General features: G+C 65.6%; 12 protein-coding genes. 9 read left to right on the top strand and 3 right to left on the bottom strand.

Going from position 1 to position 13398, the window contains the following annotated elements; all coding sequences use genetic code 11:
- From DXV50_RS05900 to gpmA, 3 genes are all read right to left on the bottom strand, one after another.
- Positions 1–1257, bottom strand: coding sequence for an aminoacetone oxidase family FAD-binding enzyme (locus tag DXV50_RS05900; protein ID WP_117205335.1), 1257 nt, complete (start codon positions 1255–1257; stop codon positions 1–3).
- 4 nt (positions 1258–1261) lie between these two features.
- The gene (locus tag DXV50_RS05895; RefSeq protein WP_117205334.1) at positions 1262–2155 is read right to left on the bottom strand and encodes an Mrp/NBP35 family ATP-binding protein; all 894 of its coding nucleotides are present in this window, start codon (positions 2153–2155) and stop codon (positions 1262–1264) included.
- A gap of 284 nt (positions 2156–2439) precedes the next feature.
- Positions 2440–3201 carry a 2,3-diphosphoglycerate-dependent phosphoglycerate mutase gene (gene gpmA, locus DXV50_RS05890; RefSeq protein WP_117205333.1) on the bottom strand — a complete coding sequence of 254 codons (762 nt, stop codon included), beginning with the start codon at positions 3199–3201 and terminating at the stop codon, positions 2440–2442.
- A 163-nt stretch (positions 3202–3364) separates the two neighbouring features.
- Between gpmA and DXV50_RS05885 the strand changes: the two genes are divergently transcribed.
- The 9 genes from DXV50_RS05885 to DXV50_RS05845 all read left to right on the top strand — a co-directional run bounded on the left by DXV50_RS05885 (position 3365) and on the right by DXV50_RS05845 (position 13363).
- Positions 3365–3577: a FeoB-associated Cys-rich membrane protein gene (locus DXV50_RS05885; protein WP_117205332.1), complete on the top strand. Its 213-nt coding sequence runs from the start codon at positions 3365–3367 to the stop codon at positions 3575–3577.
- A 167-nt stretch (positions 3578–3744) separates the two neighbouring features.
- The gene (locus DXV50_RS05880; RefSeq protein ID WP_117205331.1) at positions 3745–5085 is read left to right on the top strand and encodes a glutamine synthetase family protein; all 1341 of its coding nucleotides are present in this window, start codon (positions 3745–3747) and stop codon (positions 5083–5085) included.
- 630 nt (positions 5086–5715) lie between these two features.
- The gene (locus DXV50_RS05875; RefSeq protein WP_117205330.1) at positions 5716–6552 is read left to right on the top strand and encodes an ABC transporter substrate-binding protein; all 837 of its coding nucleotides are present in this window, start codon (positions 5716–5718) and stop codon (positions 6550–6552) included.
- 87 nt (positions 6553–6639) lie between these two features.
- Positions 6640–7479 (top strand): amino acid ABC transporter substrate-binding protein, encoded by an 840-nt coding sequence (locus DXV50_RS05870; protein WP_117205329.1) that lies wholly within the window; start codon positions 6640–6642, stop codon positions 7477–7479.
- A 98-nt stretch (positions 7480–7577) separates the two neighbouring features.
- Positions 7578–8894 carry an ABC transporter permease subunit gene (locus DXV50_RS05865; protein WP_232817470.1) on the top strand — a complete coding sequence of 439 codons (1317 nt, stop codon included), beginning with the start codon at positions 7578–7580 and terminating at the stop codon, positions 8892–8894.
- A complete protein-coding gene (locus DXV50_RS05860; RefSeq protein ID WP_117205327.1) occupies positions 8884–9747 on the top strand; it encodes an amino acid ABC transporter ATP-binding protein in 864 nt (287 codons plus the stop codon). Before DXV50_RS05865 ends, DXV50_RS05860 begins: the two co-directional genes overlap by 11 nt.
- A 202-nt stretch (positions 9748–9949) precedes the next feature.
- On the top strand, positions 9950–10624 hold the full coding sequence (locus tag DXV50_RS05855) for a response regulator transcription factor (RefSeq protein WP_117205326.1): 675 nt from the start codon (positions 9950–9952) through the stop codon (positions 10622–10624).
- Positions 10625–10842: 218 nt separating this feature from the next.
- Entirely contained in the window at positions 10843–12267 is a 1425-nt protein-coding gene (locus tag DXV50_RS05850; protein ID WP_117205325.1) for a S1C family serine protease, read from the top strand.
- Positions 12268–12538: 271 nt separating this feature from the next.
- Complete coding sequence (locus tag DXV50_RS05845; RefSeq protein ID WP_117205324.1) at positions 12539–13363, top strand: SDR family NAD(P)-dependent oxidoreductase; 825 nt, start codon at positions 12539–12541, stop codon at positions 13361–13363.
- The last annotated feature ends 35 nt before the right edge of the window (positions 13364–13398 follow it).

Here is a 13398-nt window from a genome sequence, read left to right as displayed (position 1 = left end):
TCACTTCCTGTTCTGTGAGAGTGCGAGCGCGGCCGCGGAGGCGCCGGCCACCTGGCCGCTCCTCCATGCCCACGCGAGGTTGAAGCCGCCGCAGTCCGCGTCCACGTCAAGCGCCTCGCCGCAGGCAAAGAGCCCGGGCAGCGTGGCGCATTCAAGCGTCTCTGGGAAGAAGCCCGTCACGTCCAGACCTCCCCGCGTGACCTGGGCGCGCTCCGTCTCGGCGCGGTCGGTCACGAGGAAGCGCAGGCTACGGGCCTGACGCAGCGCGGCAAAGGCGGACGCGGGGTTGCCGCCGGCGGCCCCCAGCGCCGCGGCCACCTGCGGGTCAAGCACGCCGTCCGCCGTGCCCGTGGCGGCTGCCGCCTCAAGCTGGGCGTCCGCCATGCCGCACGTGAGGTCGAGGGAGATGGCGTCGCCCGCCTCCGCACGGCGGGAGAGGTCGAAGACGCAGATGCCGGAGAGTCCCCACGGGCGAAAGAGCACCTCGCCGTCTTCCGCCCAGAGCTTGCGGCCGCCGCGGAGCAGCCGCACGTGCGCGTGGGCGCGCCTGCCGTCAACGAGGGCCAGCTCAAGGCTGTTGTTCTCGGGCTCGCACGCCAGGGCGCAGAGCACGGGCCCCTCGGCCACGGCCGGCAGGCCCAGCCCGCGGGCGAGCTCGGAGCCGCCGCCGGCGGCCATCACGACGGCCCTGGCGGTGATGCCTCCTGCCTGCGGGGCGCCCTTCTCGCCTGGTGCGGCGGGGGAGAAGGAGACCTTCCAGCCGCCGGCCGCGGGTGCCACGGACGTGACCTTGCGGGCGGGGGCGAGCGTCACGCCGGCACGGCGGGCGCGGCCCAGAAGGACGTTCCTGACGGAGGCCGCCTGGCGAGAGAGCGGGTAGAGCCTGCCCTCCTCCGAGGCCCAGGCCAGGCCTGACGCGGCAAAGAACCCCAGGACCTCCTCCAGCCACCGGGCACCCGCAACCTTGGCGACAAACGCGCCGTTTCTGTAGCGTGCGGGGTCAAGGTCCTCGTTGGCAAAGTTGCAGCGGCCGTTTCCCGTTGCCAGGATCTTCCGGCCGCACTCCAGGTCCTGCTCGAGCACGCACGTGCGGGCGCCGGCCTCCGCGGCCGCGATGGCCGCCACCAGGCCCGAGGCGCCGCCGCCCGCGACCACCACGTCGCAGGCGGCGGGCACCCCGACGGCCGAGGCGGCTGCGAGGGCGCGCTCGCGCAGCTCGGCGCGGGACGGCTTCTTTGCGCGCGTGCGGGCGGCCATGCGCCTAGGCGTCCCTTCCGGCGAGCGCCGCGGTGAGCTCGGCCACCTGGATGACGGTCTGGACGGCCTCGGGAAGCAGGCCGTCGGGCACGCTCTGCTCAAAGCTGCCGGCGTCGCAGGCCGCGGCCAGGGCCGGGTCAATGGGCAGCTGGCCCAGGGCAACCAGGTCAAAGTGGTCGGCCGTCTCCTGAAGGCGGCTGGGGCCGTAGGGGAAGATCTTCTCTTCGCAGTGGGGGCAGGTGACGTAGGCCATGTTCTCCACCAGGCCCAGCACCGGGACGTCCATCATGTTGGCCATCTTGACGGCCTTGCCCACCACCATCTGGACCAGGTCCTGCGGCGAGCTCACGATGACGACGCCCTCCACGGGCAGGCTCTGGAAGACGGTGAGCGCCACGTCGGAGGTTCCCGGAGGCATGTCCACCAGCAGGTAGTCAAGCTCGCCCCAGGCGCACTGGCCCCAGAACTGCTTGATGGCGCCGGCCACCACGGGGCCGCGCCAGAGCACCGGGTCGTCCTCGTTATCGAGCACGAGGTTGGCGCTCATGACCTTGATGCCGCCCTTGGTCTCAAGCGGCACGAGCAGGTTGTCCTGCGCGTAGGCGTGACAGCCGGACATGCCGAACATCTTGGGGATGGACGGGCCGGTGACGTCTGCGTCCAGGATGCCCACCTTGGCGCCGCGACGGGAGAGCTCGCGCGCGAGGATGCCCGTGACCAGGGACTTTCCGACGCCACCCTTGCCGGAGACCACGCCAATGACGTTCTTGATCACGCAGCCCTCGGCCGGCCCCTCCTGCTGGGGAGCCTGCGCCTGCTGTGCCTGCTGCTGCTCGGCCCCCTTGCTGCGCGAGGCCTCGAACTCCTCGCGGATGCGATCCTTCTCCTGCTCGTCCATCAACGCTCCAATCTCTGGCACGGTCTTCTCGCCCGCGCACGTCAGTCGTAACCATCCATTCTACCCAAGGCCCACGTCCCCGTCCGAGTTGGCCATCGGGCGCCCCCTTTCCACAAGAAAGGCCCCTTGGGCCTCCCGGCGAAGCTCTTTGTGCTTTGTTCTTTGGTCGTTGGAAGTCGGCGTCCTACAGCAAGGCCCCCGCCCTTCTCAGCAAAGCTCTTTGCGCCAAAGGCGCGTAGCTTTGCGAGAAGGGCGGGGGCCCTCACCTTGCTGTTGGCTCTACGCTACTTCTTGGCCTTGCCCTGGTTGGCGACAGCGTTGATCTTGGCGGCGATGGTCTCCGGGTCACCGATGTACTGCTTGTCGACGACGTTGAAGTCGCGGTCGAAGGTGTAGACCAGGGGCACGCCGGTCGGGATGTTGACCTCGAGGATCTGCTCGGGGGTCATCTTCTCGAACTTCATGACCAGGGAGCGCAGGGAGTTGCCGTGGGCGGCGATGAGGACGCGCTTGCCGGCGAGCATCTGCGGGCGGATCTCATCCTCGAAGAACGGCCAGGCGCGGGCGATGGTGTCCTTCAGGCACTCGGTGTAGGGGAGCTGGTCGGGAGCGACGTCACGGTACTGCTCCTGGGTGTGCGGGTCGCGCTCGTCGCCGGGCTCCAGCTCGGGCGGGCAGATGTCAAAGGAGCGGCGCCAGATCTTGACCTGCTCGTCGCCGTGCTCGGCGGCGGCGTCGGCCTTGTTCAGGCCCTGCAGGGCGCCGTAGTGGCGCTCGTTGAGCTTCCAGCTCTTGACGACGGGCAGCCACTCGCGGTCCATCTCCTTGAGCACGAAGTTCAGGGTGTGGATGGCGCGCTTCAGGCGGGAGGTGTAGCAGATGTCGAAGTCGAAGCCGGCCTCCTTGAGGGCACGGCCGCCGGCGGCAGCCTCCTTCTCGCCAGTCTCGGACAGCTCGACGTCGGTCCAGCCGGTGAACAGGTTGAGCTTGTTCCACTCGGACTCGCCGTGACGGATAAGGACGAGCTTCATCGTGTCTTCTGCCATGCGTTTCCTCCTAGGATTTACGCGAACATTGCATGCGACCTTCGGTCGCCAACCATATAGTATGCCGCAGTTGGGTATAGTTGCCCTAGGCTAACTAACGTTTTTCTCGCCTGGGATTGATTCCAGGCGGCATGGCCGCCAAGCGGCCGGAAAGGGGGGTCCCATGAGCCCCGTGGACGTCATCATCGTGGTCGCCGTCGTGGCGGCATTTGTGGCATGCATCCGCTACCTCGGCAAGAGCCAGAAGAGCGGCTGCTCCGAGTGCGGCGGGGGCTGCTCGGCCCACGGCAAGGGCGACTGCTCGGCGGCAAAGCGCATGCTTGCCGATGCCGACCGAGCCCTGGCGCGCGCCAAGTCCTGCGACTGCCAGCGGTAGGGGCCGCGGCGGGAGGCGTCTCTTGCCTGCTGGGCGACGGCGGGCGACAGGCGGCGGATTCTGTGAGGTGAGCGGGCGTCCGGCGGGGTGAAACACGTGCGTAACACGTTTGTGGGAACCTAGCCCGGATTGAAGAATTTCCCCGCCGACCCCTGGAAGGAGTCTGCATGAGCAGCGAGAAGGACATCGACTTCGTTCTTCGCACCGTCGAGGAGCGAGACATCCGCTTTGTCCGCCTTTGGTTCACCGACGTCCTGGGCAACCTCAAGTCCTTTGCCATCTCCCCGGAGGAGCTCGAAGAGGCCTTTGAGGAGGGCATCGGCTTTGACGGCTCCTCCATCGACGGCTTCGTGTCGCTGGAGGAGTCCGACATGCTGGCTTTCCCGGACCCCGACACCTTTACGCTTCTGCCGTGGCGCCCGACCGAGTCCGGTGTGGCGCGCGTCTTCTGCGACGTCTACACGCCCTCCCGCGAGCCGTTTGACGGAGACCCGCGCAACTGCCTGCTCAAGGTCTTCACCAAGGCAGACAAGATGGGCTACATCCCCAACGTGGGACCCAAGATCGAGTACTTCTACTCCGACAGCCAGCACGAGCTCAGACCCAAGGACGATGCGGGCTACTTTGACCTCACGCCCATGGACAACGCAAACGACCTGCGTCGCCAGACCACGCTGATGCTCGAGAAGATGTCCATCCCGGTGCAGTACTCCTACCACGCCGCGGGCCCGTCCCAAAACGGCGTCGAGCTGCGCTTCACCGAGGCCGTGAGCTGCGCCGACAACATCGTGACCGCGCGCCTGGTCATCAAGCAGCTGGCCGCCCAGCAGGGCATGTACGCCTCCTTCATGCCCAAGCCCGTTGCGGGCCAGCCGGGCAGCGCCATGTTCCTGTACCAGTCCCTCTTCAGCCACGAGGGCGAGAACCTCTTCTGGGCCCCCAAGGACTACCATGTGGCGCACCTCTCCGACCTGGCCCAGCACTACGTGGCCGGCATCCTCAAGTACGCGCCGGAGTTCACGCTGGTGACCAACCCCACCGTCAACTCCTACAAGCGCTTTATCTCCACGGGCGAGGTCCCCAACTACGCCACGTGGGGCCGCAAGAACCGCTCGGCCCTGGTGCGCATCCCGGCCCACAAGCCGGGCAAGCACGTCTCCACCCGCATCGAGCTGCGCAGCCCCGACCCCACCGCCAACCCGTACCTGGCGCTGGCCGCCACCATCGCCGCCGGTCTCAAGGGCATCGAGGAGGAGCTGCCCCTGCCCGAGGAGTCCGCGCGCGACACCTTCCTCCTCAGCCAGAAGGAGCTCGAGGCCAAGGGCATCAGGCGTCTGCCGCGCACCCTGGGTGAGGCCATCCAGAACTTCGAGGAGTCCGAGCTCATGCGCGAGGTCCTGGGCGACCACATCTTTGACTACCTGGTGCAGGAGAAGAAGCACGAGTGGAACGACTACTGCACCGCGGTCACTGACTGGGAGCGCAAGCGCTACTACGGCGGCTTCTAGGCCCGCGCGCCCGTAATCGGGCCTGAGAACCACGAGGGCGGCGCCCCGGCTGGTCTGCCGAGGTGCCGCCCTTGCGTATTTGCGCAGAAGTCACCTTGGTGTGAGCGATTTGGAAAACTCTGTGCAGAAGTAACCTTCGTGTGAGCCTGTTTTTGGGCCCTCGCGAGTATCGGCCATTTGCTAACTGGGGTTTCTTCACGCGACCGGCGCCGATTGGGCCAAATTGGCCGGAAAGCCACTCGCACGAAGCGCACTTCTGCACAACTTTTTGGAAATCACTCACACGAAGGGCAGTTCTGTGCAGCAGAACTCCGCTGGAGAGTCTTGAGGTGCTGCATGTAGCCTCTATGCGTATGCATATTGATGTGACTCCATCTGGCCATACGTGTCTCAATATGCATCAAAACTAGCAAATTGGCTGCAAATATTAGTTATCATGCAAAAATGAGCATCCAGTATGTCAATCGTGTAAAGAAAGCCTGGATGTGCCGAGGCTGAAAGAAAGCTGGCGCAAACTGGTCAGACAGGCGACGGACGGGGCGCAAGCCCTGACACGGGGAAGACCTCGTGCCTTCCGTCGGGAAAGGGCGTGACCGCGCGCCAAAGCTTTTTTGGGAAGGGAATCCCAGCATGAACCTCAACAAGACGCTTGACCGCTGCAACTTCATCCTTGGCCTTGGAGCTGCGGCTGGCGCAGCCGTGCTCGCAGGCTGCGGCGGCAACTCTGGTGCAGGTGCTGCCGCCAGCACCGACTCCGCAAACGCCGCCAGCTACACCCTGGTTCAGGACGGCAAGATCATCGTTGCCTCTGACCTGGCCAATCCGCCGTTCGACTACATGGATGGCACCACCGCCGTGGGCTTTGAGGTCGATCTCATGGACGCCGTCGCGGCAAAGATGGGCCTCACCTGCGAGTACCTGCCGGCCATGAAGTTCGACAGCATCATCCCGCTCATCAAGCAGGGCGGCAAGGCTGACTGCGGCGTCTCCAACTTCACCATCACCGACGAGCGCAAGCAGGAGATCGACTTCACCGACCCCTACATCGACTCCAACCAGGGCGTCGTCGTCAAGGCCGACTCCGACAAGACCACGGCCGAGGCCTTGAACGCCGATGGCGTGAAGATCGCCTGCCAGTCCGGCACCACCGGTGAGGCCTGGGCCCAGGAGAACCTGCCCAAGGCCACCATCGTCTCCCTGGACGACCCCGTCCAGGCCGTGACCGGCGTCTCCACCGGCATCTACGCCGCCGCCTCCGCTGACCTGCCCGTCATGAAGTACCTCTGCAACAACTCCTTCACCGACTGTCATGTGGTCATCGAGATCCCGACTGGCGAGCAGTACGGCATCGTGGTCTCCAAGTCCAACGCCGGCCTCACCTCCGCCATCAACGAGGCGCTCGCCGCCCTCAAGGACGACGGCACCATCGAGAGCCTCGAGGTCAAGTGGTTCGGCTCCGCAATGTAGCAACCCTTTGCAGGCAAGAGGCGCGCTTCTCGCCTGCATTTCAGTGACCGGGCAGATGCCCTAGCCATCCCTGGGAAAGGACCCACCATGCAGATGAACATGAACCGTCGCGAGTTCCTGGCCGTCTTTGGCACCGTCGCCGCCGGCGCCGTGCTTGCCGGTTGCGGCAACTCCAACGCCACCAGCACCGACTCCTCCTCCGACGCCAAGTCTGACGAGAAGAAGGGCATGACCCTCATCGAGGACGGCAAGCTCACCGTCGTCGCCGAGCTGGGCTTTGCCCCCTTCGAGTACATGGACGAGAAGACCGGCGAGCCCGTGGGCTTTGACGTCGACGTCATCAACGCCGTCGCCGAGAAGATGGGCCTCACCGCCTCCTACCTGCCCAACCAGAAGTTCGACACCCTGGTGCCCATCATCAAGCAGGGCGGCAAGGCCGACGTCTCCATCGCCGCCATCACCATCACCGACGAGCGCATGGAGTCCGTCGACTTCTCCGAGCCCTACCTTGACTCCAACCAGGCCATCGTCGTGGCCAAGGGTTCCTCCGAGACCGAGGAGACCCTGAACGACGCCTCCAAGCAGGTCGTCTGCCAGGGCGGCACCACCGGCGACGAGTGGATCGGCGAGAACCTCCCCGACGCCGTCCGCGTGCCCGTCGACGACGTGACCGCCGCCCTCACCGGCGTCCAGACCGGCCTCTACCAGGCCATGGTCGTCGACCTCCCCGTTGCCTCCTACATGCTGGCCCAGTCCTTCTCCGACCTCCAGATCGTCAAGGAGATTCCGACCGGCGAGCAGTACGGCATCGCCGTCTCCAAGGACAACCCCGAGCTCACCCAGGCCGTCAACAAGGCCCTGGAGGACATGAAGTCCGACGGCACCATGAAGGAGATCGAGACCAAGTGGTTCGGCTCCGAGATCTAGGCCGCCACAAGGCTCAATCTCAGCGTTTCAGCAGGTAGGAAAGATGGCGGGGCCCTTCCTCAGAGGGGTCCCGCCCACGGCTTATGAATGGAGAGAAGATGCAGCTCCCGAGCAAGAGAGGCGGTCTGGCGCACGCGCTGGCGGCCCTGTTTGCCGCGGTGCTCGTGGCGTCTTGCGGCGTGGCCCTGGCCACCCCGCAGGCAGCGCTTGCCATGACCACCGAGAAGGCCACCGCCAAGCCCAACGAGGACGGCGGCTCTGGCGTCATCGGCGCTATGAACACGCGCCTTACCTGGGAGGGAACGGTCGAGTCCGGCGAGGACGTCTCGTCCGTGACCCTGCAGCTGCCCGAGGGCGCGACCTTTGACGGCTCCACCACGCGCATCACCGTGCTCGAGGGCCTCAACCGCGTGAACGTCGACGGCACCGCCGCCCCCTCCGGCCAGAGCATCGCCGTGAGCTTTGCCACGAGCATCCCCGAGGGGTCGCTCCTGCGCCTCGAGGTCACCGACATGCAGTTCCCCGGCGAGGGCGGAGACTACCAGGTCACCGGCTCCTACACCACCGACGACGGCGCAAGCCACCAGCTCGCGGCGTCTCCCGCCATCACGGTCATCGCCAACACGCCGCTGCAATCCATCGTCAACTGGCTCGACAACCAGGCGTGGGTGGAGGCGTGGAACTCCAACCAGTTCCTCGGCATGTTCTTCAAGCCGCAGCTTTTGGTCACGTCCTTCTCGTCGCTGTTCCCCGGCTGGCTTCTGTGCCTGGGCATCGTCATCGCGGCGTACCCGTTTGCCATCGCGCTCGGCCTGCTCTTCTCGCTGCTCAAGATCTCCAAGCACCGCCTGCTGCGCGCCATCGCCGTGGTCTACATCAACATCCTGCGCGGCACCCCGCTCTTCCTGCAGATCTACATCATGTTCTTCGGCCTGCCCATGGTTGGCATCAACATTGACAACAACCTGCTGGGCATTATCGTCATGGCCGTCAACTCCTCCGCCTACCTGGCCGAGATCTTCCGCGCGGGCATCCAGTCCATCCCGCAGGGCCAGTACGAGGCCGCGAGCTCTTTGGGCATGAGCTACGTCCAGACCATGTTCACCATCATCCTGCCGCAGACCGTGCGTCGCGTGATCCCCACCGTGACCAGCGACTTCATCACCTCCTTCAAGGACACCTCGCTGCTTTCCTCCGTGGGCGTCATGGAGCTCATGATGTTCTCCAAGAACCTCACCACGGTGTCCGGCAACATCACCCCGTACGTGGCCGCCGGCATCTTCTACCTCATCGTCACCCTGCCGCTGATCAAGGTCGTCAGCATCGTCGAGAACCGCATTGCCCGCTCCGAGCGCGGCGAGGGTCCCAGGCCCAAGGCCAAGGCCCAGCTGAAGGAGGCCGCCGATGTCCAGTAAGATTCTCTCGCACGCGCCTGCCGTACAGGTGCCGCCCGCGCTTCCCGCCGAGGAGGCCGCCCGCATTGCCTGGGACGCCGACCAGGGCCTGACGCGCCACCACTTCACGCCCGGCGAGCACCCCATCGTGCGCATCGAGCACCTCAACAAGAGCTTTGACGCCACGCAGGTCCTGAAGGACGTCAACATCAACGTCTGGCCCGGCGAGGTCGTCGTCGTGCTGGGCCCGTCCGGCTCCGGCAAGTCCACCATGCTGCGCTGCATCAACCTGCTTGAGACGCCCACGGCCGGCCACATCCTCATCGAGGACCAGGAGATCACCGGCAAGAGCAACGCCGACGTCAACAAGCTCCGCCGCGACGTGGGCATGGTCTTCCAGGGCTTCAACCTCTTCCCGCACCTCACGGCCAAGCAGAACGTCATGATCGGCCAGACCAAGGTGCTCAAGAAGAGCAAGGAGGAGGCCGAGGCCGAGGCCATGAAGCAGCTCACCGCCGTGGGCCTGGCCGACCGCGCAGACTTCAAGCCCGCCCAGCTCTCCGGCGGCCAGCAGCAGCGCGTGGCCATTGCCCGAGCCGTGGCCATGCACCCGAACGTGCTTCTCTTTGACGAGCCCACCTCCGCGCTTGACCCAGAGCTCGTGCGCGGCGTCCTGGACGTCATGCGCGACCTCGCGGAGAACTCCGGCATGACCATGATCGTCGTCACGCACGAGATGGGCTTTGCCCGCGACGTGGCCGACCGCGTGGTCTTCATGGAGGAGGGCGTCGTCGTGGAGCAGGGCCTTCCCGAGGACGTCTTCGACCGCCCCAAGAACGCCCGCACGGCGGAGTTTCTCGGCTCCATCAAGTAGCGCCTGCGCCCCTCGCGCGGGCGGGAGCGCAGGCGAGAAGCGCGCCCGCTCGCACGTTTGTGTCGCAAAATCGACAGGATGCGCTCCGGCTCACGCTCTGAGCTGGGGCGCATTTGTTTTTTTGTGGCGGTGGCGCGAGCCGCGCCATGCGTGTGGTAGTCTTCTGAAAAATATATGTCCGCATAGCACAGGGGGCCCGAGGGTGCATCACAAGAACATCCTGCTTGTCTCAGCCACCACCAGATTGCACGACCGCATGCGCGAGCTGTCGCATGCCGTCGACGTCTCCATCGCGCTTGCCAACGAGGAGACCTTCCCGCAGGCCATCTCCTCCGGCCACGAGTTCGACCTTGTCATCCTGGACGGGGAGGGCATGAGCCAGGACACCCTCAACGCTGTGGACTCCTTCGTGGCCGAGAACGGCTTCATCCCCATGCTCTTTGTCCAGGACCCGGACAAGCTGGCCACGCTCCACATGCCCATGCAGGGCAAGAACGACTTCATCCTCTCCACCGCTGGCGCGGCCGAGCTCGAGGTCCGCTGCACGCTGCTTCTGTGGCCTGGCGAGGAGAGCGCCCCGGCAGACATCGTCACCGTGGACAACATGACCATCAACCTGGCCACCTACCAGGTCTACATCGACGAGAAGCCCGTTGACCTCACCCTCATGGAGTACTCGCTTCTCTCCTTCCTGGCCACGCACCCCTCCCGCGCCTACTCGCGCGAGACGCTGCTGCACCGCGTCTGGGGCTTTGAGTACTGCGGCGGCACCCGCACCGTGGACGTCCACATCAGGCGAGTGCGCTCCAAGGTGGGTCCGCAGGTGGCAAGCCACATCGTCACCATCCGCGGCGTGGGATACCTCTTCCGCATCTAGGCACTTCTCGCTAAATAGGAGAAAAGGGGACAGGCCCTTTTTCTCATTCGTGGCCGCCTCCGCCGGGGGGCGGCCTTTTTCAGGTAGCAAAAAGGGTCGTGCCAGCGGCGTGGCATTGCGCGTTGGCGAGAAACGCCCCCTGCCCGTGGGGTACATTCGTTCATGAAACAAGGCGGCGCGGCGCCCGGGCGGGCGCGCGCCAGAGAGAGGGATGCACCATGGACGAGAACCACAATGGCATGAACCAGCAGCCTGGCGACGAGGGCGCGCAGCCCACGCAGAAGAGGCCTCCCATGCCCGAGGAGCTCGGCGGCACCCGCGTGGCGCTCCAGGCATCCGAGGCTGCCCCTTCTGCCAGCGGGACCCCCAGCTCCAAGGAGCCCCGTCGCCACCATCCCGGCGTCAGGGCCGCGCTCCTGGGCGTTGCCGGCGGCGTCGTGGGCGCGGCGGCGCTGACGGGCGTGCTTTTGGGCACGGGCGTCATCGGCAAGACGAGCGCAACCTTCACCACGGGCTCCAGCCAGTCCATCACCATCAACCCTTCCGACAACGACACCTCCACCGCAACGGCGGTGGCCGCCAAGTCGCTGCCGTCCGTGGCCACGGTCTCCTGCACCTATGATTCGGGCGAGGGCCTGGGCTCCGGCGTGGTGCTGGACACCGACGGCAACATCATCACCAACAACCACGTCATCGAGGACGCCGACAGCATCACCGTGACCATCAACGGCAAGAGCTACGACGCCGAGCTTGTGGGCACGGACAGCTCCAGCGACCTCGCCGTGGTCAAGGCGGACCTCCAGGGAGACTCCGTCACGCCCATCGAGGTGGGCGACTCCTCCGCCCTGCAGGTGGGCGACTGGGTCATGACCGTGGGCAGCCCGTTTGGCCTCGAGCGGTCCGTCTCGCAGGGCATCGTCTCTGCCCTGACGCGCAATGAGCTCATGCAGTCCAGCTCGGGCAACACGCTCTACACCAACCTCATCCAGGTGGATGCGGCCATCAACCCCGGCAACTCCGGCGGCGCCCTGGTCAACGACAAGGGCCAGCTCGTGGGCATCTGCACGCTCTACTCCTCCGACACGGAGAGCTTCGCCGGCATTGGCTTTGCCATCCCGGGCAACTACGCCGTCGACGTGGCCCAGAAGATTGTGAACGGCGAGCAGGTCACCCACGCCTACATCGGCCTGTCCATGCAGACGGTCAACGCCCAGAACGCCAAGGCCAACAAGCTCTCCGTGAGCCAGGGCGCCTACGTGGCAGAGGTCACCGACGGCAGCCCCGCTGACGAGGCCGGCATCCAGAAGGGCGACATCATCGTGGGCATCGGCGGCACGCAGATCACGTCCGCCGACGGCGCCATCCTGGCCGTGCGCTCCCACAGCATCGGCGAGACGGTCCAGGTCACGGTCATGCGCGGCAACGACCAGAAGACCTTCGACGTCACCCTGGGCTCCGACGAGGAGCTCCAGAGGCAGCAGGAGGAGGCCAACAACCAGCCGGTGAGCGACATCAACTCCTACACCAACGGAAACGGAACCGGCAACGGAACCGGCCAGGACAACTCCCAGCTGCTCCAACAGTTCCAGCAGTGGCTGCAGCAACAGCAGGAGGGCTACGGCTACAACCAGCGCCAGCGCTAGGGCATCGTTGCAATAGCGTACATTTTGACAATCGAAAGGCCCTTCTCGCCGCGTTTTCCCAGTTGGCGAGAAGGGCCTTTTGTCTTTATGTACACTATGCAGCGCGAGAGACACCCCGTTTGCACTGGGAACCTTCTCACTACCGCTGGCGGACCCGCCCCATCCGCTGGCGTAGACGCGGGTTGCCTTGGAGTGGCCTCAAGGGTCTAGGTTTGGCCTTGGCCGAGCGGGAGGCGGGGGCTTCCCGGGCCGCTCCCATTGGAGGACTAGCATGGCAATGAACATTGACTTCACTGGCAAGACCGTCCTTATCACCGGCGCGGGCCGCGGCCTGGGCAAGGAGATGGCGCTCCAGTTTGCCGGCTGCGGCGCCAACGTCTACCTGGGCAACCGCAAGGTCGAGCAGGGCGAGGAGACCGTCGCCGAGCTCGAGGCCATGGGCGTGCGCGCCGGCTTCACCAAGTGCGACGTGGCCGTCGAGGAGGATGTCGAGAAGCTCATCGCCGACGCTGTGGAGTTTGGCGGCGGCAAGCTCGACGTCATCGTCAACGCCGCGGGCGTCATCTGCCTGCAGGACCTCATGTACATCAAGTCCGAGGAGGTCGAGCGCCTCTTCAGCATCAACGTGGGCGGCACCGTCAACATGCTCAAGCACGGACTCAAGGTCCTGGAGGGCCAGAAGTCCGGCAACTTTATCACGGTCAGCTCCATCGCCGGCCGCGACGGCATGAACATGCTGCAGGCCTACTCCGCCTCCAAGGCCGCGGTGACCTCGCTCACCCAGTCCGCCGCCAAGATGGCCGCCCCCTACGGCGTGCGCGTCAACTCCATCCTGCCGGGCATTATCCGCACCGCCATGTGGGAGGAGATCTTGGACGGCATGGCCAACGAGTGGAACCCGGACGTCAAGAACACCACCACGCCCGAGCAGCGCGAGGAGCTGTGGAACGCCTCCGTCAAGAGCATGATTCCCATGGGCCACGCGCAGCAGGCAGAGGACATCGCCTGGGCCACGGTCTTCATGGCGTCCGACTTTGCCCGCGAGATCACCGGCGAGTGCCTCTCCATCGACGGTGGCACCACCTCCGGTCGCTAGGACGTCGAAGACAACCTGCCCGCTTGGCTGGTTAG

This window comes from Paratractidigestivibacter faecalis, assembly GCF_003416765.1.
Lineage (GTDB): Bacteria > Actinomycetota > Coriobacteriia > Coriobacteriales > Atopobiaceae > Paratractidigestivibacter > Paratractidigestivibacter faecalis.
Note: the sequence above shows the minus strand (reverse complement) of the source record. Positions and strands in the feature narration are given on the sequence as shown.